The sequence below is a fragment of the Sphingomonas yunnanensis genome (genome assembly GCF_019898765.1).
Lineage (GTDB): Bacteria > Pseudomonadota > Alphaproteobacteria > Sphingomonadales > Sphingomonadaceae > Sphingomonas > Sphingomonas yunnanensis.
Genome location: NZ_JAIOKB010000001.1, coordinates 782,164 through 802,157, shown reverse-complemented (window position 1 = coordinate 802,157; position 19,994 = coordinate 782,164). Strand labels below are relative to the sequence as shown.

Annotated in this window: 15 protein-coding genes; 10 read left to right on the top strand and 5 right to left on the bottom strand. The window is 70.6% G+C overall.

What is annotated here, in order from left to right; genetic code table 11:
- The 4 genes from K7957_RS03845 to K7957_RS03830 form a co-directional block, all read right to left on the bottom strand.
- Positions 1–579: an alpha-ketoglutarate-dependent dioxygenase AlkB gene (locus K7957_RS03845; protein WP_223010624.1), complete on the bottom strand. Its 579-nt coding sequence runs from the start codon at positions 577–579 to the stop codon at positions 1–3.
- Between the two features lie 222 nt (positions 580–801).
- A complete protein-coding gene (locus K7957_RS03840) occupies positions 802–1,806 on the bottom strand; it encodes a zinc-dependent alcohol dehydrogenase family protein (RefSeq protein ID WP_223010623.1) in 1,005 nt (334 codons plus the stop codon).
- Between the two features lie 97 nt (positions 1,807–1,903).
- A complete protein-coding gene (gene mgrA, locus K7957_RS03835; RefSeq protein ID WP_223010622.1) occupies positions 1,904–2,986 on the bottom strand; it encodes an L-glyceraldehyde 3-phosphate reductase in 1,083 nt (360 codons plus the stop codon).
- A 77-nt stretch (positions 2,987–3,063) separates the two neighbouring features.
- Complete coding sequence (locus K7957_RS03830) at positions 3,064–5,982, bottom strand: TonB-dependent receptor (RefSeq protein ID WP_223010621.1); 2,919 nt, start codon at positions 5,980–5,982, stop codon at positions 3,064–3,066.
- A 155-nt stretch (positions 5,983–6,137) separates the two neighbouring features.
- Between K7957_RS03830 and agaR the strand changes: the two genes are divergently transcribed.
- Entirely contained in the window at positions 6,138–6,917 is a 780-nt protein-coding gene (gene agaR / locus K7957_RS03825; RefSeq protein WP_223010620.1) for a transcriptional repressor AgaR, read from the top strand.
- Between the two features lie 155 nt (positions 6,918–7,072).
- Here agaR and K7957_RS03820 read toward each other — a convergent pair whose 3' ends face one another.
- Positions 7,073–8,158 carry an amidohydrolase family protein gene (locus K7957_RS03820; RefSeq protein ID WP_223010619.1) on the bottom strand — a complete coding sequence of 362 codons (1,086 nt, stop codon included), beginning with the start codon at positions 8,156–8,158 and terminating at the stop codon, positions 7,073–7,075.
- A gap of 129 nt (positions 8,159–8,287) precedes the next feature.
- On the opposite strand from K7957_RS03820, the gene K7957_RS03815 reads away from it, so the two are divergent.
- The 9 genes from K7957_RS03815 to K7957_RS03775 all read left to right on the top strand — a co-directional run bounded on the left by K7957_RS03815 (position 8,288) and on the right by K7957_RS03775 (position 19,975).
- A complete protein-coding gene (locus tag K7957_RS03815) occupies positions 8,288–10,378 on the top strand; it encodes a glycoside hydrolase family 36 protein (protein WP_223010618.1) in 2,091 nt (696 codons plus the stop codon).
- Positions 10,375–11,319 carry a DMT family transporter gene (locus tag K7957_RS03810; RefSeq protein ID WP_223010617.1) on the top strand — a complete coding sequence of 315 codons (945 nt, stop codon included), beginning with the start codon at positions 10,375–10,377 and terminating at the stop codon, positions 11,317–11,319. Before K7957_RS03815 ends, K7957_RS03810 begins: the two co-directional genes overlap by 4 nt.
- A gap of 71 nt (positions 11,320–11,390) precedes the next feature.
- Positions 11,391–12,674, top strand: coding sequence for a D-tagatose-bisphosphate aldolase, class II, non-catalytic subunit (locus K7957_RS03805; protein ID WP_223010616.1), 1,284 nt, complete (start codon positions 11,391–11,393; stop codon positions 12,672–12,674).
- A complete protein-coding gene (locus K7957_RS03800; RefSeq protein ID WP_223010615.1) occupies positions 12,667–13,806 on the top strand; it encodes an SIS domain-containing protein in 1,140 nt (379 codons plus the stop codon). The genes K7957_RS03805 and K7957_RS03800 overlap by 8 nt, the downstream gene beginning before the upstream one ends.
- Entirely contained in the window at positions 13,803–14,732 is a 930-nt protein-coding gene (locus K7957_RS03795; RefSeq protein WP_223010614.1) for an N-acetylglucosamine kinase, read from the top strand. Before K7957_RS03800 ends, K7957_RS03795 begins: the two co-directional genes overlap by 4 nt.
- 190 nt (positions 14,733–14,922) lie before the next feature.
- Entirely contained in the window at positions 14,923–16,836 is a 1,914-nt protein-coding gene (locus tag K7957_RS03790; RefSeq protein ID WP_223010613.1) for an NPCBM/NEW2 domain-containing protein, read from the top strand.
- A gap of 104 nt (positions 16,837–16,940) precedes the next feature.
- A complete protein-coding gene (locus tag K7957_RS03785; protein WP_223010612.1) occupies positions 16,941–17,255 on the top strand; it encodes a DUF485 domain-containing protein in 315 nt (104 codons plus the stop codon).
- Complete coding sequence (locus K7957_RS03780; protein WP_223010611.1) at positions 17,252–18,877, top strand: cation acetate symporter; 1,626 nt, start codon at positions 17,252–17,254, stop codon at positions 18,875–18,877. Before K7957_RS03785 ends, K7957_RS03780 begins: the two co-directional genes overlap by 4 nt.
- A gap of 120 nt (positions 18,878–18,997) precedes the next feature.
- Positions 18,998–19,975: a PEPxxWA-CTERM sorting domain-containing protein gene (locus K7957_RS03775; RefSeq protein WP_223010610.1), complete on the top strand. Its 978-nt coding sequence runs from the start codon at positions 18,998–19,000 to the stop codon at positions 19,973–19,975.
- The last annotated feature ends 19 nt before the right edge of the window (positions 19,976–19,994 follow it).

The following is a 19,994-nucleotide window of genomic DNA, read 5'->3' as shown; positions in this document are numbered from 1 at the left end:
TCAGCCGCCGACAGCGGCGCGCCCGCGCTCGGACAGGCTGCGCAGCGTGATCGACCAGCGCGTCGCCGCCATCGCGGCGATGCTGTGCTCCCACTCGTACCGCGCCTCGCCGGCGAGATGGTAGAGCCCGCGCGACGGCAGCGGCGCGCTGCGGCGCTCGAACCGCTCGCCGACGCGGCGACGGAAGCGCATCGCCGCGGGAGCGCCGAGCGAGACGCCGACGACGTGGTCGAAGTGTGGGCGATCGCGATGCCAGCCGATGCCCGCGCCGGGATCGTAGCGGATCAGCAGCGCCTGCTCGAGCGTGCCCGGCGCGAGGCCGATCGCCGCCTCGGCACGGTCGCGCACCGCCGCGAGCCATGGCGGCAGCGGGTCGGTGCGCGCCAAAGCGGCGCGATCGAAATCATAATGAATGCCGAAGCTGTGCGTCAGCCGCTTGCCGAGCCAGCCCTGGAAGCGGAACGGCGCGAGCGCGAGCGAGTCGATCCGCTCGACCAGGGCGCGCTCCTCGTCCGCGCCGATGAAGGCGGCGACGCTGCGCAGGCCGGGGAGCAGCGGCAGGTCGAAGAGATCGTCCATCGGGCTCTCACATAAGCGAGAGGCCGCCCCTCGCGGGACGGCCTCTCCATTGTCGGCCGGGGCCGGCAATATGTCAGGCGGCGGCATGCCCCGCAGAAGCGATCATGCCCGCGCCCTGTGCCGTAACCGGCTTGTGACAATGAGACATTCGATCACCTCCTTCCCGTTGTTGACGATGACGCGAAGATGGTTGTTTTTCCTAGGCTTTCAAGTGGCGATCGATCACCACTCGATCCCGATCTTGCCGAAATGCCCGGCCGACTGCTGGAAGCGGAAGGCGTCGGGCAGCCGTTCGAGCGGGAAGCGGCGGTCGATCACCGGGCGGATGCCCGTGGCCTCGATCGCGCGGACGAACTCCTGCTGCTGGCGGCGCGAGCCGACGATCAGCCCTTGCAGCCGCGCCTGCTTGCCCATCAGCGCCGCGGTCGGCACGTCGCCGGTCACCCCCGCGACCGTGCCGATCAGCGCGATCTGCCCGCCGACGCGCACCGCCTCGATCGACTGGGTCAGCGTGCCCGCGCCGCCGAGTTCGAGCACGTGGTCGACCCCGCCGCCGCTCCAGTCGCGCACCGCGCGGCCCCAGTCCTGCACCTCGCGATAGTTGACGACATGGTCGGCGCCGAGGTCGCGTGCGCGCTCCAGCTTCTCGCCCGAGGAGGACGTGACGATCGCGGTCGCGCCCATCGCCTTGGCGATCTGAAGCCCCCAGATCGCGACGCCGCCGGTACCGAGCAGCAGCACCGTGTCGCCCGCCCTGAGCGCGCCCTCGCCGACCAAAGCGCGCCAGGCGGTGAGCCCCGCGGTCGTGATCGTCGCCGCTTCGACCGCGTCATAGCCCTTGGGTGCGCGCGTGAAGGCGGTGGCGGGTCGCACGACGGCCTCGGTGGCGTGGCCGTCGATGCCGTCGCCGGGCGTGCGGCGGAAGTCCCCGATGGTCGGCGCGCCGTCCTGCCAGTCGGGGAAGAAACAGGAGACGACCGCGTCGCCCACCTCGAGCTCCGTGACGCCCTCGCCGACCGCCTCGACCGTGCCGGCGCCGTCCGCGAGCGCGACCACCCGGTCGCCCGCGGCCATGCCGCCGGTGACGACGCCGAGGTCGTGATAGTTGAGCGAGCTGCCGTGCAGCGCGACGCGGATCTCGCCGCGGCCGGGCGCGCCGGGGTCGGCGCGCTCGGTGAAGCCGAGCGAGTCGAGGGTGGGCGGGGCGCCGATCGTCATGGCCTTCATGTCAGGTCCTTCATGCTTCGCTTGTCGGATGAGCGGGCGGCGATGTCGTGTCGCCGCGCGCGGGTTCAAGCACCGCCGCGCGTGCCTTCGAGGGTCGTTACGCTGAGGCGGGCACGCCCTGCGCCGCGGGGAGCGCGACGATGTCGGACGATTCCGCCCACAGGTTGAGGCCGCCGTCACGCGCGACCGAGTCGATCCGCGCCAACTCGTCCTCGGCGAAGTCGAGCCGCTTCACCGCGTCGAGCGAGTCGTCGAGCTGCGCGAGGGTGCGCGCCCCGATCAGCGCCGAGCTGACGCGCGGGTCGCGCAGCACCCAGGCGATCGCCATCTGCGCCAGCGTCTGGCCGCGGGCGGAGGCGATCGCGTTCAGGTCGCGGATCGCGGCGAGATTCTGCTCGCTCAGCAGCGACTGGCCGAGCGAGCCGCCGCGCGTGGCGCGCGCGCCCTCGGGCACGCCGTGCAGATATTTGTCGGTGAGCATACCCTGCGCCAGCGGCGAGAAAGCGATGCAGCCGGTGCCGAGCGACTCCAGCGTGTCGAGCAGGCCGCGCTCGATCCAGCGGTTGAGGATCGAGTAGCTCGGCTGGTGGATGAACAGCGGCACCTTCTCCTCGGCCAGGATCGCCGCGGCGCGCGCGGTCAGGCCGGGCTCGTAGGAGGAAATCCCGACGTACAGCGCTTTGCCCTGGCGGTGCAGCTGCACCAGCGCGCCCATCGTCTCCTCCAGCGGCGTGGTCGGGTCGACCCGGTGCGAGTAGAAGATGTCGACATAGTCGAGCCCCATGCGGCGCAGGCTCTGGTCGCAGCTGGCGATGAGATATTTGCGCGACGAGCCGATGTCGCCGTACGGCCCGGGCCACATGTCCCACCCCGCCTTGGTGGAGACGATCAGCTCGTCGCGGTGCGCGGCGAAGTCGGTCGCGAGCACGCGGCCGAACGCCTCCTCCGCGGAGCCGTAGGGCGGCCCGTAATTGTTCGCGAGGTCGAAGTGGGTGACGCCGCGGTCGAAGGCGCGGCGCAGGATCGCGCGGCCGGTCTCGAACACGTCGCTGCCGCCGAAATTCTGCCACAGGCCGAGGCTGACCGCGGGCAGCCGCAGCCCGCTACGGCCGACGCGGCGATACGGCATGCGCCCATCATAGCGTTTCAAATCAGCGGTATAAAGGGCGGGGTAGGGCATGCGGGGCTCCGTGACGACCGGGTAACGGCGCCCCTAACGCCCGTGGCGGCGGGACGGGTTCCGCCGCCCCCCGCTCGTCACAGCCTGCCGCGCACGCCGAAGAAGAAGGCACGGCCGGAATATTCGTAGAAGTTCGGCACGTTGCGCAGGTCGTTGAAGCGCTTGACCGCCTGGCCGAGCAGGTTCGAGCCCTGCGCGTAGACGGTGAGGTGGCTGCTCAGGTCATAGGACAGGGTCGCCGAGACCTCGTGATAGGGATCCTCCTTCACCGGCAGGTAGGCGAGGTTGCCCGACTGCGCGTAGGTGAAGCGCGACTGGAAGCTGTACGACACCTGCGCGCCGATCCCGTGGTTCTCGTAGAACAACTTGCCGTTGGCGGAGAAGGGGATCGCGCCGGGCAGGTCGGTGGTGACGTCGCCCGACGTGGCGCGCGAGCGATTGTAGGTGAGGTTCGCCTGCACGCCGAAGCCGTTGTCGAGGAAATACTGCCCGCCGACCTCGACTCCGTAGACGTCGGCGCTGTCGCCGTTGCGCACCTGATATTCGACGAAGTTGAAATCCTGCTGCTGGTTGCCCGGCTGCGCGGTCGGCGTGACCACCACGTCGACCGGCACGGTCGAGACGAAGTTGGTGATGTGCTTGTAGAAGGCCGCCGCGGTCAGCGCGAGGCGGTTGGACGGGTAATATTCCAGCGACAGGTCGAGCTGGTTGGCCTCGGTCGGCTTCAGGTTCGGATTACCCGCGTCGTAGATGATATAGGTGCCCGACTGCGCCGAGGTGGCGTCCTTGGCGGGCGACAGCTCGGCGAAGGTCGGGCGCGAGATCGCCTGCGACGCCGCGAGCCGAACGCGCAGCCCGTCGGTCAGGTCATAGGCGAAGTTGGCGGCGGGGAGCAGCCGCAGATAGTCGCCGCCGCCCGTGATCGGCTCGACCGGGTTGAACGCCACCGCATTGTCCTGCGTGCCCGCGCGCGGGATGATCGTCGCGATCGAGGCGCCGTAGCCGACCGAGGACACCTTGGTCGCGACCAGCCGCCCGCCCACGTCGGCGCGCCAGCGCTCGCCGGCGAGGTTGAACTGGACATAGCCCGCCCAGGTGCGCTCGCGGATCCGGTAGGAGGCGGGCAGGTCGTCCTGGATGACCTGGGTCGAGTAGCCGGCGGGGTAGGGCGAGAGCGCGCAGCCCGGGATCGTCGCGCCGCTCGGGTCGAGGCAGCTGTTGGGATTGAGCACCGCGGGGTTGTTGTCCGCGCGCGGCAGCGCGGCGAGATAGGTGTCGATGTCGAAGGTCGGGAAGTTGCGCGGGAAGTTGCCGGGCAGCTTGTCGAGGATATTGGCCTGCCCGGGGCGCACCACGTCGGCGCCGATCTGGCCGAAGGTGAACGGATAGCCGCAATAATTGCACGACGTGGTGTATTGGTTGTCGACGGTGGTGACGTTCTTGCGGCGGTCGGTCCAGGCGGCGCCGAAGCTGATCGCCTTGAACGCGCCGTTGTCGACGCGATACTCGCCGTCGACCTTCGCGCTCTTGATCTCGTCCGCGACGTCCTGGCCCTGGATGCCGATGTAATGCGCGCGATAGTCGTCGTTGGTGGCCTGATCGATCGTGCGTCCGCCGGGCAGCGTGATGGCGAGGTCGGGCAGGCCGTTGTCGCGCGTCGCGAAGGTCGCGGCGGCGCCGGGGACGCCCGCGACGACGAAGCGGTTGCGACCGCCGGTCGTGTTGGTCGCCTTGCCGTAATAGCCGTCGAAGGCGAGCTTGAGCTGGTCGACCGGTCGCCAGTCGATGCGGCCGCCGATCTGATAGGTCTGGCTCTGCCGCGGCTCGTCGGTGGTCAGCACCTCGGAGACGAGGTCGTTGATCGCGAAGCCGGTGACCACGTTGTTGCGGTCGACCGAGATCGACGCCGGGTCCCAGCGCGGCGCACCGTCGTCGCCCAGCGGGTTGAGATAGTTGGACGAGCGGTAATTGTGCTGGGTGACGTCGAAATGGCTGTAGACGCCGTCGATGGTCAGCTCGAAGCGGCTCGACGGCTTCCACTGGAAGGCGCCCGCCGCGCCGATCCGCTCGCGCTCGCCGGTGACATAGCCGACGCTGTAGTAATCGGGCCAGATATAGGCCGGGCCGGCGGTGTTCGGATCGACCTTGCCGTCGCGGTTGAAGTCGATGCCATAGCCCGCCTCGGTCCCGTCGGTGATCGAATATTCGCCGAGATTGTCGGTGCGGAACTTGTACTTGTTGTAGCTGGCGCCGACCAGCAGCCCCATCGTGTCGTCGGCGAAGGTGGTGCTGACGACGCCGCTGGCCTTGTAGCCGCCCTTGTCGACCAGGTCGTTATACTGGCCCTCGAGCGCGGCCGAGGCGTGAAAGCCGGGGCGGTCGAGCGGGCGCGCGGTGCGCAGGTCGACGTTGCCGCCGATGCTGCCTTCCAGCTCGGAGGCGCGCACCGCCTTCTTCACCTCGGCGCCCGAGATGATCTCCGAGGGCAGCACGTCGAACTGGAACGAGCGATCCGTGCCATCGGTTGGCAGGATGCGGCCGTTGAGCGTGGTGATCGCGAAGTTCGAGCCGAGCCCGCGTACGGTGATGTCGCGTCCCTCGCCGCGCCCGTCGCGTCCGACCGTCACGCCGGGGATGTTGGCGAGCGCCTCGGCGACGTTGCGGTTGGGAAACTTGCCGAGCTCCTCGGAGGAGATGGCGTCGACGATGGTGTCGGCGTTGCGCTTCGCCTGGATCGAGCGGAGCAGGCTGCCGCGGACGCCGCGCACGACGATGTCGCCGCTCGACGTGGCGGGACCGTCGGGCTGCCCGGTCTCGCCGGGCTGCTGCGACGGGTCGGACAGCACCGCCTGCGGGTCGGGCGAGGCGGTGGAGGACCGTTGCGTGCCGTCGACCGGGGCGGTGGCGTCCTGCGCCGCAGCCTGGCCGCCGATGAGCAGGGCGGCCAGGCTCGCGCCGGCCAGGATCTTGCCGCGCCCGTGCTGCAGCTGCGTCATCGCCACTCTCCCTCTTCCCCGCACCCGGTGCGAAACGTTGCGACTTGCTATCGTGAGCGTAGCAATACTGTCAAATAGAAAAGAAACGAAACCTAGTGGGAGCATTGTAGCCGCCGGTCACGGCTGGTAAGCCGGTACGTGAACGGGAGGATGCGATGTCCACGGTACGGGACACCAGCGGCAGACGGCAGCAGATCAGCGCGATGGTGCGCGAGCGCGGCAGCGTGCAGGTAGCGCCGCTCGCCGAGCGTTTCGGCGTGTCGATGCAGACGATCCGCAAAGACCTGCACTTCCTCGCGAAACGCGGTGTGGCCGAGCGCTCCTACGGCGGCGCGATCGTCGCCGACGCGGTGAACGTGATCGCCGAACCCGCGGTGGAAGCGAAACGCGCGGCGCACGTCGACGAGAAAGCGCGGATCGGCGCGATGGCGGCGGCGATGGTGCGGCCGGGCGAGTCGGTGGTGCTCGATTCGGGCACGACGACGCTGCAGATCGCGCACCATCTGCCCGACGACGAGGAGATCACCGTCCTCACCAACGACCTCGACATCCTGTGCGCGCTGGCGCGCAAGGAGCGGATCCGCGTGGTGATGCTGGGCGGCGCGCTGCGCCGGCGCAACCGCGCCTTCTACGGCGCGCAGACCGAGGCGGCGCTCGACGACCTGCACGTCGACAAGCTCTTCCTCGGCGTCGACGGCTTCGATCTCGAGCGCGGCATCACCACGCATTACGAGCCCGAGGCGATGCTCAACCGCAAGATGGTGCGCGCGGCGCGGCAGGTGATCGCGGTGACCGACCAGTCGAAGTTCGGCCGCGTCTGTCTCCATCGCATCCTCAACATCGCCGAGATCGACGACCTCGTCACCGATGCCAAAGCCCCCGAGGGGCTGCCCGCCGCGGCCGAGCGGCTGGGGTTCCGCCTGCACGTGGCGTGAGAGGCGCCGCCATCGTTCACCATGCCAACCACCCCGGTGGACGCCGGGGTGGAGTCAGGTGAAGGCGGCGGCGCTCACTAGGGCCTTCTCACCTGGGCGCTGGCTTCGCCGGGGTGGCGGGCTGGCAGGAACATTCGTGCCTCTACCCCGCCACCTCATCCCGCCAGATGGAAGAAGCGCCGCGCGTTGCCCCAGTAGATCTTGTCGATCACCGCACGCGGCAGGTTGAGCCCCTTGGCGTCGGCGCGGATCGCCTCGACGCGCTGCGGCAGCGGCGTCGCGAGATAGCGCCAGTCGGCGCGCCAGACGCGATCGGCCTCCTTGGGGAAGTCGCCGGTGGCGGGCGGGTTCTGCGCGCGCGCGGCGGGATCGGGCGGGCTGTCGGTGAGGTCGGTGCCGTAGAGGATGCGGTCCTGGTATTTGATGAAGAAGGCGCGCACCTTGGCCAGGTCAGCGTTCGACTGAACCTGGAGGTTGGACAGGCGCGCGGCGAGGTCGACGACGGTGTTGGGATAGCGGTCGAAGAAGCGCGCCAGCTCGTCGACGCTCCACTCCAGGCTGGCCATGTGCGCACCGTCGAACGCCAGTCTCGGGTGCCGCGCGACGAAGCGGTCGCGCGCCGCCATCAGCGTCTCGTAGCTCGGCTCCTCCGGGTGGAGGTACATGTAATATTCCGGGTGCGCCTTGAAATAGTCGCGGTCGTTGTCGGTCGTCATCTGGTCGAGCGGGAGCCAGCAATTCTTGGGCTCGGCCTGATGCGCGATCAGCGGGATGTGGCGCTGCTCGAGGTGCGCCATCACGCCGTCGAACCGCGGATCGTCGAGGAAGACGCGCTTGCCGCTCGCGTCCTTGGCGACCATCCCGATGTTCTTCCACACCTTCACCGCGATCGCGCCGCGCGCGAACGCCTGGTCGAGCTGCGCGATCGTCCGCTCGGTCCAGCCCGGCGTGCCGAAGCCCATCATCGAGAAGGTGGTGGCGTGGCGGAAGTCCGCCGGATCGGCGGCGCGCATCGCACGCGCGATCCGCGCCTGATCCGCGAGCGCCGGGAAATCGGGATAGTCGACGTTGATCGACAGCACCTGGAACCGGTCGCGCTTCGCCAAGGCGAGGAACCGCGGATCCTCGACATTGGCATGGAAATGCGAGTCGAACTTGGGCACGCGCGCGAAATCGGCCTCGGTATAATGCGCGGCGGACGTCGTCGCGGTCGCCATCAGCAGGGCTGCGAGCAGGCTCATCGTCTCTCTCCCATTCGCGCGTAACGAAAGAAAACGCGCCTTGATGTTGCGATTTTCGTTTGCGCGTCCCCCTAGGTTGGTGCAAGCTCTTTCTCACTGGCCGTCGAGCCGCACAGGAGAGAGTCAGCGATGCCGTTCACCGCCACGCGCCGATCGTTGCTCGGCCGCCTGCTCGTCGGCGGTGCGGCGGTGGCGCTGCCCGATCTCGGCGGCGCGGTCTGGGCGGCCGCACCCGCGGGCGTGCGGCTGAGCGACGGCGCGCTGACGATCGACTACGATCGGGCGATGCGCGCCATGGTCTCCTACCGCGGCCAGGCGATCACGCCGCGCGCGCAGCCCGAGGCGCTGTTCCTCGCCGGCGCGACGCCGCTCGGCAGCTTCCTGTTGCTCGACCATCGCGAGGAGCCCGTCGCGGGCGCGCACGGCAAGGCGCGGCGCCACCTGCTGCGCGCCACCGCGGGCGGGCGGATCGAGCAGCAGATCGCGGTGACCTTCCTCGACGCCTATCCCGGCCTCGCGCTCTACGAGGTGAGCTACCGCAACACCGGCGCGGCGCCGCTCGCGGTCGCCGGCTGGCGAGTCGCGACGCACGATCTCGCCGCGCATGCGGACGGCGCCTGGACCTTCGCGGGTGCGTCCTATCCCGACCGGCGCGACTGGGTGCAGAAGGTCGCGCCCGGGTTCGAGCAGCGCAACTTCATGGGGATGAACGCCTCTGACTATGGCGGCGGCACGCCCGTGGCCGTGGTGTGGCGGCGCGACGTCGGGCTCGCGGTGGGTCATCTCGAGACCAGCCCGCGCCAGGTCGCGCTGCCGGTCGCGGCGCAGCCCGGCGCCACCCGGATCGGGCTGAGCGGCGACCAGCCCGCGCTGCTCGCGCCGGGCGCGACCCTCACGCTGCCGACTGCCTTCCTGATGGCGCATACCGGCGACCATTTCCGCCCGCTCGACGCCTATCGCCGGCTGATGGCCGAGCGCGGCGTGGCGGCGCCCGCGATCCCCGAGTCGAGCTACGGGCCGATCTGGTGCGCCTGGGGCTATGAGCGCGACTTCACGCTCGACCAGGTCTACGGCACGCTGCCCAAGGCCAAGGCGCTCGGCTTCGAATGGGCGGTGCTCGACGACGGCTGGCAGACCGCGGAGGGCGACTGGAAGCTCAACCCCGACAAATTCCCGCGCGGCGACGCCGACATGCGCGCCTTCACCGATCGCATCAAGGCGGACGGCATGCGCCCGCGGCTGTGGCTCGCGCCGCTCGCGGTCGATCCCGGCACCGACCTGCTGCGCGACCATCCCGACATGCTGCTGCTCGACCGTGACGGCTCGGCGCAGAACGTCAGCTTCTGGAACGCCTTCACGCTCTGCCCGGCGTATCAGCCGACGGTCGACTATTTCCGCACTTTGGTGCGCCGGATCATCACCGACTGGGGCTATGACGGGCTCAAGCTCGACGGCCAGCATCTCAACGGCGTCGCGCCCTGCTACAATCCCGCGCATCACCACGCGCGTCCCGAGGAATCGAGCGAGAAGCTGCAGGATTTCTGGAAGGCGATCCACGACGAGGCGGTCGCCGCCAATCCCGACGCCGTGCTCGAACTGTGCCCGTGCGGCGACAGCTTCGCCTTCCACAACCTGCCCGCGACCAACAACACGCCCGCCTCCGACCCGCTGTCGTCCTGGCAGATCCGGCTCAAGGGCAAGACCTTCAAGGCGCTGATGGGTCCGTCCGCACCCTATTCGGGCGACCATGTCGAGCTCAGCGACGGCGGCGACGATTTCGCCTCGGCCTATGGCATCGGCGCGATCCCCTCGACCAAGTTCACCTGGCCGAGGGATACGTCCAAGCCGATGGAGAAACTGCCGCCGGGCGGCTTCGTGCTGACCCCCGCCAAGGAAGCGCTGTGGGGCAAATGGGTCGCATTGTACCGCGAGCATATGCTGCCCAAGGGCCGCTATCTCGGCGGGCTGTACGACATCGGCTTCGACAAGCCCGAGGCGCACGCGATCGAGAAGGACGGCGTGCTCCATTATGCTTTCTACGCCGATCGCTGGTCCGGCCCGATCGCGCTGCGCGGGCTGGGCGAGGGGAGTTACGCGCTCGTCGACGGCTTCACCGGCCGCTCGCTCGGCACCGCCTCGCGCGCGAAGCCGACGCTCGCGGCGACGTTCGAGCGCGCTCTGCTGGTGCGCGCCACCCCGGTCGCGCGGGGCGCGGCATGAGCGGGGGAGCGCCGGCGGGGCGCGGCTGGCTGGTCAACGCGCTCGTCACCGTGGTGCTGTGGGGCGTATGGGGCGCCTTCTCGGGCCTGTCGCCGCAGCGCGGCTTCCCCGAGACGTTGGTCTATGTCGTCTGGGCGCTGACGATGGTGCCGCCGGCTCTGGTGGTGCTGAAGCAGGCGGGCTGGCGGCTCGACCGCTCGCGGCGCGCGATCGGCTACGGGCTGGCGGTCGGGCTGCTCGGCGCGGGCGGGCAGATGCTGCTGTTCTACGCGGTGGCGCGCGGGCCCGCCTATCTGATCTTCCCGATCATCTCGCTGTCGCCGGTGGTGACGATCGCGCTGTCGTTCCTGCTGATGGGCGAGCGCACCGGCAGACTCGGCGCCTTCGGCATCCTGCTCGCGCTGCTGGCGCTGCCCACCTTCGACTTCGCACCGGGTGCGGGCGGGGCGGGGGCGTCGGGGGCGTGGCTGCTGCCCGCGGTGGCGGTGATGCTGTGCTGGGGCGTCCAGGCCTATTTCATGAAGGCGGCGAACCACGTCACCTCGGCCGAGAGCATCTTCGTCTACATGACCCTATCCGGACTCGCGCTCGCGCCGGTGGCCTGGGCGATGACCGATTGGGGAACGGGCGGGGGGCGCCCGATCAACTGGGGGCTCGACGGGCCCGGGCTGGCCGCCGCGATCCAGTTGCTCAACGCGATCGGCGCGCTGACCTTGGTATTCGCCTTCCGCTACGGCAAGGCGATCATCGTCGCGCCGCTCGCCAACGCCGGCGCGCCGCTGGCTACCGCGCTGATCTCGCTCGCGGTGCTTCACGTGGTGCCGGGGCCGCTCAAGACGCTCGGGATCGTGCTCGCGCTCACCGCCTCGCTGCTGCTCGCGATCGAGCCCGACGCCGCCGATCCGGACGCCGAAGGCGAGCCCGCACCCGCCGCTATATAGTTTCGCTAAGTTTCGCTTTCTTGTGTTCTGCTGCGCCTGGCGTTATGCCGGCCGCGTAAAGGGAGACGCACGTGCAGATACTTCTCGACCTGGTGAACCGGCATAAGGCGGGGGAACGCGTCGGCGTCACCTCGGTCTGCTCGGCGCACCCGCTGGTGATCGAGGCCGCGCTGCGCCACGCGCTGGCGCACGGCGCGCCGTTCGCGTTGGTGGAAGCGACCTCCAACCAGGTGAACCAGGACGGCGGCTATACCGGGATGGTCCCGGCCGATTTCCGCGCCTTCGTCGAGCGCATCGCCGGCCGCGTCGCCTATCCGCTCGAGCGGCTGGTGCTCGGCGGCGACCATCTCGGCCCCAACGCCTGGACCGCGCTGCCCGCGGCCGAGGCGATGGACAAGGCCGCGGTGATGGTCGCCGATTACGTCCGCGCCGGTTTCGCCAAGATCCACCTCGACTGTTCGATGAGCTGCGCCGACGACCCCGTGCCGCTGCCCGAGCGGACGATCGCGGAGCGCGCCGCGCGCCTGTGCCGCGCCGCGGAGGACGCTTTCGCCGGCGACCCCGCGACCGCCCCGGTCTATATCATCGGCACCGAGGTGCCTGTGCCCGGCGGCGCCGCCGAGGACCTCGACGAGCTGGCGGTGACCGACCCTGCGGCGGCGATCGCCACCGTCGACATGCACCGCGACCTGTTCCGCGCCGCGGGGCTCGCCGACGCCTGGGAGCGCGTGATCGCCACCGTCGTCCAGCCCGGGGTCGAGTTCGACCATGACAAGGTGGTCGACTATCGCCCCGAGCGCGCGGTGGCGCTGAGCCGCGCGATCGAGCCCGTGCCGCACCTCGTCTACGAGGCGCATTCGACCGATTACCAGACCGCGGCGGCGCTCGCCGCGCTGGTGGAGGACCATTTCGCCATCCTCAAGGTCGGCCCCGGCGTCACCTTCGCGCTGCGCGAGGCGCTATGGGCGCTCGACGCGATCGAGCGCGAGACGGTCGCCGAGGGTGCGCGCGCGAACCTGCGCGCGGTCACGCTCGACCGGCTGCGCGCCGAGCCGAAGAACTGGGCGAGATATTATCACGCCACCGGTGCGGCGCTCGACCTGCAGCTGCAGTACAGCCTGTCGGACCGCATCCGCTATTATTGGCCCGACGCGACGATCGCGGCGGCGCAGGAACGGCTGTTCGCCAACCTGCGCGAGACCCCGCCGCCGCTGCCGCTGCTCAGCCAGTATCTGCCCGCGGCCTATGCCGCGGTGCGCGCCGGCCGCGCCGGCCTCGACCCCGCCGAGCTGGTGATGGCGCAGATCGGCGCCACGCTCGACGCCTATCACGGAGCCTGCTTTCCCCATGACTGACACGCTGATCGCCGCCCCCGCCGCGGAGCCCGGCGGTACCTCCTGGACACGCCGCGAGATCGCGCAACAGCCCGCGACGCTGCGCGCCACCCAGCAGCTGCTGCATGACGCGCGCACCGAGATCGAGGCGTTCCTCGCCCCGCTGCTCGCGCGCCCGGACCTGCGCATCGTGCTGACCGGCGCGGGCACCTCGGCCTTCATCGGCGAGTGCCTCGCGCCCTGGCTGTCGCGCACGCTCGGCCGCTCGGTCGAGGCGATCGCCACGACCGACATCGTCGGCGCGCCCGATCTGCATCTGCGCGCGGACGCGCCGACGCTGCTGGTGTCGTTCGGCCGCTCGGGCAGCAGCCCCGAGAGCGTCGCCGCGGTCGAGCTGGTCGACCGGCGGGTCGTCGAGGCGCACCATCTGATCGTGACGTGCAACGCCGAGGGCGAGCTGGCGCGGCGCGGCGGTTCTCGCGCGCACGTGATCGTGCTGCCCGAGGCGACGCACGACCGCAGCTTCGCGATGACGTCGAGCTTCACCGCGATGACGCTCGCGGCACTGTCCGCGCTCGGCGGCATCGCCGCGTTGGACGCGCGGATCGAGGCGATCGCGGCGGGCGTCGAGGACATGCTGGCGCGCGCCGAGCCGGTCGCCGCGGCGCTGGCGGCGCGCGGGTTCGACCGTGTCGTCTATCTCGGCAGCGGCGTGTTCACCGGGCTGGCGCGCGAGGCCGCGCTCAAGCTGATGGAGCTGAGCGACGGCGCGGTCGTCACCGCCTTCGACAGCGCGCTCGGCTTCCGCCACGGCCCCAAGACGATCATCACCGATCGCACGCTGGCGGTAGTGTTCGTCGCCAACGACCCGCTGACGCGCCGCTACGACCTCGACATCGTCGCCGAGCTGCGTGCCGACGCGCGGGCGGGCGAGGTGGCGGTGATCTCGGCGCGCGCGGAGGAGGTCGCCACGATCGCGCTCGCCGGGATGGAGAACGCGCCCGACGCCGACCTGCTCTTCCCCTATATCGTGCCGGCGCAGTTGTTCGCGCTGCACGTCTCGCTCGCGCTCGGGCTCACGCCCGACCAGCCCAACGCGAGCGGCACCGTCAACCGCGTGGTGCAGGGCGTGCGGATCCACGCCGAGGCATGAGCGCGGGCTTCTACCTCGGCGTCGACGGCGGCGGGACCAAGACCGAGTTCGTCTGCATCGACGCCGCGGGCGCGGTGATCGCGCGCGCGGTGACGGGCACGACCTACCATCTCGAGGTCGGTGAGGGGGAGGCGGTGCGGCGCATCGCCGAGGGGGTGAGTTCGGTCTGCACCCAGATCGGCGCCGCGCCCGCGCACCTCGCCCACGTCTTCCTCGGGCTGCCCGCTTATGGCGAGGACAGCGCGGTCGACCCGCGGCTCGACGCCGCGGTGCGCGACCTGCTCGGCCACGCGCGATACCGATGCGGCAACGACATGGTGTGCGGCTGGGCGGGGTCGCTGGCGTGCGCCGACGGGATCAACGTCGTCGCGGGCACGGGCTCGATCGCCTATGGCGAGCGCGGCGGCCGCGGCGCGCGCGCGGGCGGCTGGGGCGAGGTGTTCGGCGACGAGGGCTCGGCCTATTGGATCGCGCGAGAGGGCCTCGCCGCTTTCTCGCGGATGAGCGACGGCCGCGCCGCGGTCGGCCCGCTGCACGGGCTGCTGCGCGAGGCGCTCGCACTCGACGATGACCTCGCGCTGTGTGAGCGCGTGATGGGGCCGCGCGGCATGGCGCGCGGCGAGCTCGCGGCGCTCGCCACGATCGTGTCCCGCGCCGCCGAGGAGGGGGACGAGGCCGCACGCGCGATCCTGGCCGCCGCCGCCGCCGAGCTGGTGCTGCTCGCGACCGCGTTGCGCGTGCGGCTCGGCTTCGATCCGGCGGAGCGCGTGGCGGTGTCCTGGTCGGGCGGCGTGCTCGCCAACGTGTCCGCGGTGCGTTACGCCTTCGCGACGGGGCTGAAGGCGGCGGGTTGCACGGCGGTCGAGCCGCTCCACGCACCCGGCTACGGCGCGGCGCTGTACGCGCGGCATCTGGCGCAACGGTAGCGCCTCAGTGCTATGCCCCACCTGTCGCGGCGCTCGTGCGCACGTAGGAGCGCGGTGCCAAGGCCCCGGCGTCCCCGGCCCTAGGCTCCGGCGTTCGCCGGAGCACGGCGGAGCCAGCCGCTGTCCTCCCCGGCCTTCTCTCGCGCCGGAGAGACAATCTATGATGTGGCGAACAGCGAGGTCCCGCCCGATGCGCCTGCCGATCCTGTCTCTCGCCGCGCTCGCGCTCGTGCTTGCCGGCCCAGCCGCGGCCGCGCCGGACCCGCTCGCCCCGACCGGGCGCTGGTCGGCGCCCGAGCACGCCGCGGCGCGTACCCCGCCGATGGGGTGGAGCTCGTGGAACGCCTTCCGCACCGAGGTGGACGAGGAGAAAGTGCTCGGCGCGGCGCAGAAGCTGGTCGACAGCGGACTGGCCAAGCTCGGCTATCGCTACGTCAACGTCGACGACGGCTGGTGGCTCAAGCGCCGTACCAGCGACGGGCGGCTGATGATCCGCACGCGCATCTTCCCCTCCGCCGCGGTCGCGGGGGGCGACAGCAGCTTCCGTCCCTTCACCGACCGGCTCCACGCCATGGGTCTCAAGGCGGGGCTGTACAGCGACATCGGCCGCAACGCCTGCTCGCAGGCCTATGACCTGCACTCGCCCAACCTGCCCGAGGGGACGGCGGCGGAGCGCGAGATCGGGCTGTACGGCCATGTCGACGAGGACGTGGCGCTCTACTTCCGCGACTGGGGGTTCGACTATCTGAAGGTCGACGCCTGCGGGATCAACGTCTACGCGCCCGGTGCGCCGGTGGTGGTGCAGAATGGCTATCGCCCCTTCCCGCCGCTGATCGACCAGGCCTCGATCAACCGCACCGACGTGGCGCAGGTGCGCTCGCTCTACGCCGCGGTCGCCGCGGCGATCGCGCGCTACCGGCCGGACGGCGACTCGATCCTCGCGCTGTGCACATGGGGCAGCGCCGACGTGCGCCGCTGGGGCAAGGAGGTCGGCCAGATGTGGCGCACCAGCCAGGACATCACGCCGCACTGGACGCGCATGCTCCACTCCTTCGACAGCGCGTCGACGCGCGCGCTCTATGCCAAGCCGGGGGCCTGGAACGATCCCGACATGCTGTTCATCGGCCAGGGCGATTTCGACGCGCAGCACCTCACCGAGGCGCGCACGCATTTCGCGCTATGGGCGATCATCAACGCGCCTCTGTTCATCGGCTATGACCTGCGCCACGCGCCCGACAGTCTGTTGAAGATCTGGGGCAATGCCGACATCGTGCGAGTCAACCAGGACCCGGGCGGCCACCAGGGCGTGATCGCCTACGCCTCGGACGACGTGCAGACGATCGTGAAGACGCTGAGCAACGGCCACAAGGCAGTCGTGCTGCTCAACCGCGGGATGGCTCCGGCGGAGATGGACCTCACCGCGGCGCAGCTCAAGCTCGCGCCCGACTCGCCGATCACGCTGCGCGACCTGTGGAGCGGTCGAACGCTCGCGCCCTTCACCGGCGAGACGAGGTTCACGCTGGCGCCGCGCGAGAGCCGCGTCTTCGAGGTGAGCGGCACGCGGCGGCTACGCGACGGCCTGTACCTCTCCGAGGTGCCCGGCGACGTCAACGTCGCGGTCGACGGCGTCGTCGCGCCCGAGCCCGACCCGGTGGTGCACCGGATGATGGGACAGTGGAGCGGGACGCGCGACACCGGCGAGCGCCCGGCCTACGCCGGCTGGGGCGGCGCGCGGGCCGATGCCACGCCGTACGACCAGACGCTGCAGGTCGCGGGTCGCAGCTATGACACCGGTATCGGCCTGCTGGCGAACTCGAGGCTCGAGGTGCGCGCGCGCGGCGCCGCGCGGTTCGAGGCGCTGGTCGGGGTCGACGATTCGACCCGTGACACGCGCGACGCCGCCGAGTTCCTGATCTATGGCGACGGCCGGTTGCTCGCGCGGTCGGGCGCGATGCGCTTCGGCGCGGCGGCGCATCGGCTGAGCGCGGACCTGCGCGACGTGCGCGTGATCGAGCTGGTGACTCGCCGGGTCGGGCACGCCACCGACCTGCCGCTGGTCACCACCTGGGCGGAGGCGGCGCTGCGCGGGCGACCGGCCTCGTGACAGCGCCCTCGCGCTGGTCTGGCGGCGAACAGGTTCCCGGCATGATCGCGCTCGCCACGACGCATTCCGCCGCTATGATCCTCTGAAAACGGGGGAGAGGTGGGATGGACCAGCGCGATGCCGCGCTCGAGCTTCTGGCAGAGCATCCGCGCTATCGGCGTCTGGTACGGCGGCGCGGCCGGCTCGCGCTGTCGCTGACCGCGCTCATGCTGGTCGGTTATCTCGGCTACGTCCTGCTGGTGGCGTTCGACAAGCCGCTGCTCGCGCGCTCGCTCGCGGGCGGCGCGACCTCGTGGGGCATACCGATCGGACTCGGCGTGATCCTGCTCGCGATCGCGCTGACCGGCATCTACGTGTACCGCGCCAACCGCGAGTTCGACGCCGAGGTCGCCGCGATCGTCGCCGAGGCGCGGCGATGAGCGCGACGGGCGGCGGCCCGGGCTGGCCCGCGCTGGCGATGTTCGGCTGCTTCGTGCTGCTGACGCTCGCGATCACCCGCTGGGCGGCGCGGCGGACACGCACCGCGGCCGATTTCTACGCCGCCGGCGGGGGCATCACCGGCTTCCAGAACGGTCTGGCGATCGCGGGCGACTTCATGTCGGCGGCGTCGTTCCTCGGCATCTCGGCGCAGATCTTCGCGGACGGTTATGACGGGCTGATCTACTCGATCGGCTTCCTCGTCGGCTGGCCGATCGTGCTGTTTCTGATGGCCGAGCGGCTGCGCAACCTGGGCCGCTTCACCTTCGCCGACGTCGCCTCCTTCCGCTTCGCGCAGGCGCCGGTGCGCACGCTGGCGGCGCTGTCGACGCTGCTGGTCGTGCTGTTCTACCTGATCGCGCAGATGGTCGGGGCAGGGCAGCTGATCCGCCTGCTGTTCGGCCTGCGTTACCCCTATGCGGTCGCGATCGTCGGCGTGATGATGACGCTGTACGTGCTCTTCGGCGGCATGCTCGCGACCACCTGGGTGCAGATCGTCAAGGCGGTGCTGCTGCTCGGAGCGGCGAGCTTCATGGCGGCGGCGGTGCTGTGGCAGTTCGGCTCACCCGAGGCATTGTTCGCGCGTGCGGTGCAGGTCAAGGCCGCCGCCGCCGCGGCCAAGGGCGCCGCGCCAGCCGAGGCGCTCACCGCCGGGCGCGCGATCATGGGGCCGGGAGGCTTCATCAAGGACCCGGTCTCGGCGCTCTCGCTCGGGCTCGCGCTGATGTTCGGAACCGCCGGGCTGCCACACATCCTCATGCGCTTCTTCACGGTGCCCGACGCGCGCGCGGCGCGCACCTCGGTGCTGTGGGCGACGGGGTGGATCGGCTATTTCTACCTGCTGACCTTCGTGATCGGCTTCGGCGCGATCGTGCTTGTCGGCACCGACCCGCGCTACCTCGACTCCGCGGGCGCGCTGCGCGGCGGCGGCAACATGGCGGCGGTCCACCTCGCGCACGCGATCGGCGGCGACCTGTTCCTCGGCTTCGTCTCGGCGGTGGCGTTCGCGACCATCCTCGCGGTCGTCGCGGGGCTGACGCTGTCGGGTGCGTCGGCGGTCAGCCACGACCTCTACGCCAGCGTTTTCCGCCGCGGGCGCGCCGACCCCGCGGCGGAGCTACGCGTCTCGCGCGCGACCGTGGTGCTGCTCGCGCTGGTCGCGATCGCGCTCGGGATCCTGTTCGAGAAGCAGAACGTCGCCTTCATGGTGAGCCTGGCCTTCGCGATGGCGGCCTCGGCCAATTTCCCGGTGCTGCTGCTCTCCTTGCTGTGGCGCGGCTGCACCACGCGCGGCGTGGTCGCGGGCGGGGCGGTGGGGCTGGTGCTCGCGCTGGGGCTGACGATCCTGTCGCCCGCGATCTGGGTGACGGTGCTGGGTCACGACGCCGCGATCTTCCCGTACGGCTCGCCCGCGCTCTTCTCGATGCCCGCGGCCTTCGCGACGATCTGGCTGGTCTCGCGGCTCGATCATAGCGGCCGGGCGGCGGTGGACCGTGCCGGCTATCTCGCCCAGCGGGTCCGGTCCGAGACCGGGATCGGCGCGGCGGGCGCGAGCGGCCACTGATCCGACCCGGAGCGGCGGCAAAGAATCTTTACATAGCGTTAACCACCTCTGGTCAGATCATCGTTTCTGCGGCACGGTCCGTCGCGTGGTGCGCCATGTCGGCGACGCGGGAGACGGAAGATGAAGAGGGAATGGACCCTGGCGTTGGGCGCGCTGGGGCTGATCGCGGCGCAACCGGCGAGCGCCGACCGGAGCACCGCGCAGTTCACGTCGGTGACGGTGTTCGGCGACAGTCTGGTCGACGCCGGCAACCTCTATATCGCCAACGGCGGGACCCGCCCCGACCCGAGCCAGGGCTATTTCCAGAACCGCTTCACCGACGGCTTCGACTATCCCGATCTGATCTCGCTCAAGCTCTTCGGCACGCCGACCAAGCCCTCGCTCGCGGGCGGCAGCAACTACGCCTTCGGCGGCGCGCGCGTGGTCAACACCGGCGACGCCATCCCCGATCTCGGCGCGCAGCTCAGCACCTTCGCCGCCTCGGGCAAGCCGGTCGACCCCAACGGCCTCTACATCCTCAACTTCGGCGGTAACGACGTGTTCGGCGCCGAGGGTGTGTTCGGTCCGGTGGGCGCGATCGGCGACTATCCCGACGTGAGCAGCTACCTCCAGGCGGCGGCCAACCAATATGTCGCCGGGATCAAGGCGCTCAACGATCGCGGCGCGCGCAACATCCTGTTCACCGATTTCCCCAACGCCGTCGACCCACTGACCATCGAGGCCAACGGCTACCTGCGCACCGCGCTGAGCGGCTTGAGCGTCAGCGCCGGGACCGACCTGTATTTCTACAGTCTCAGCGAGTTCAACCTGCGCGTGCTGCAGCACCCCGACCAGTTCGGGCTACCGCCGCTGCGCGCCGACACCAGCTGCATCGCGGCGGGGGCGCAGGCGAGCGGCTGCCAGGGCTTCTTCTCCTTCGACGGCGTCCACGTCACCGGCGCGGTGCAGGCCGCGGGCTTCCGCGACATGGACCAGCGCTTCGGCCTGACCAGCGCGGTGCCGGAGCCGACGACCTGGTCGATGCTGATCCTCGGCTTCGGCCTGATCGGCGCGGCGCTGCGGCTCGGCCGGCGGCGCCGCATCGCCGCGGTGGCCTGACGACCGTTCTCGTGTCGGG

Coding starts and splice junctions, on each gene's coding strand:
- K7957_RS03845 (WP_223010624.1), bottom strand. CDS start 579: ATGGACGATCTCTTCGACCTGCCGCTGCTCCCCGGCCTGCGCAGCGTC.
- K7957_RS03840 (WP_223010623.1), bottom strand. CDS start 1,806: ATGAAGGCCATGACGATCGGCGCCCCGCCCACCCTCGACTCGCTCGGC.
- mgrA (WP_223010622.1), bottom strand. CDS start 2,986: ATGCCCTACCCCGCCCTTTATACCGCTGATTTGAAACGCTATGATGGG.
- K7957_RS03830 (WP_223010621.1), bottom strand. CDS start 5,982: ATGACGCAGCTGCAGCACGGGCGCGGCAAGATCCTGGCCGGCGCGAGC.
- agaR (WP_223010620.1), top strand. CDS start 6,138: ATGTCCACGGTACGGGACACCAGCGGCAGACGGCAGCAGATCAGCGCG.
- K7957_RS03820 (WP_223010619.1), bottom strand. CDS start 8,158: ATGAGCCTGCTCGCAGCCCTGCTGATGGCGACCGCGACGACGTCCGCC.
- K7957_RS03815 (WP_223010618.1), top strand. CDS start 8,288: ATGCCGTTCACCGCCACGCGCCGATCGTTGCTCGGCCGCCTGCTCGTC.
- K7957_RS03810 (WP_223010617.1), top strand. CDS start 10,375: ATGAGCGGGGGAGCGCCGGCGGGGCGCGGCTGGCTGGTCAACGCGCTC.
- K7957_RS03800 (WP_223010615.1), top strand. CDS start 12,667: ATGACTGACACGCTGATCGCCGCCCCCGCCGCGGAGCCCGGCGGTACC.
- K7957_RS03795 (WP_223010614.1), top strand. CDS start 13,803: ATGAGCGCGGGCTTCTACCTCGGCGTCGACGGCGGCGGGACCAAGACC.
- K7957_RS03790 (WP_223010613.1), top strand. CDS start 14,923: ATGCGCCTGCCGATCCTGTCTCTCGCCGCGCTCGCGCTCGTGCTTGCC.
- K7957_RS03785 (WP_223010612.1), top strand. CDS start 16,941: ATGGACCAGCGCGATGCCGCGCTCGAGCTTCTGGCAGAGCATCCGCGC.
- K7957_RS03780 (WP_223010611.1), top strand. CDS start 17,252: ATGAGCGCGACGGGCGGCGGCCCGGGCTGGCCCGCGCTGGCGATGTTC.
- K7957_RS03775 (WP_223010610.1), top strand. CDS start 18,998: ATGAAGAGGGAATGGACCCTGGCGTTGGGCGCGCTGGGGCTGATCGCG.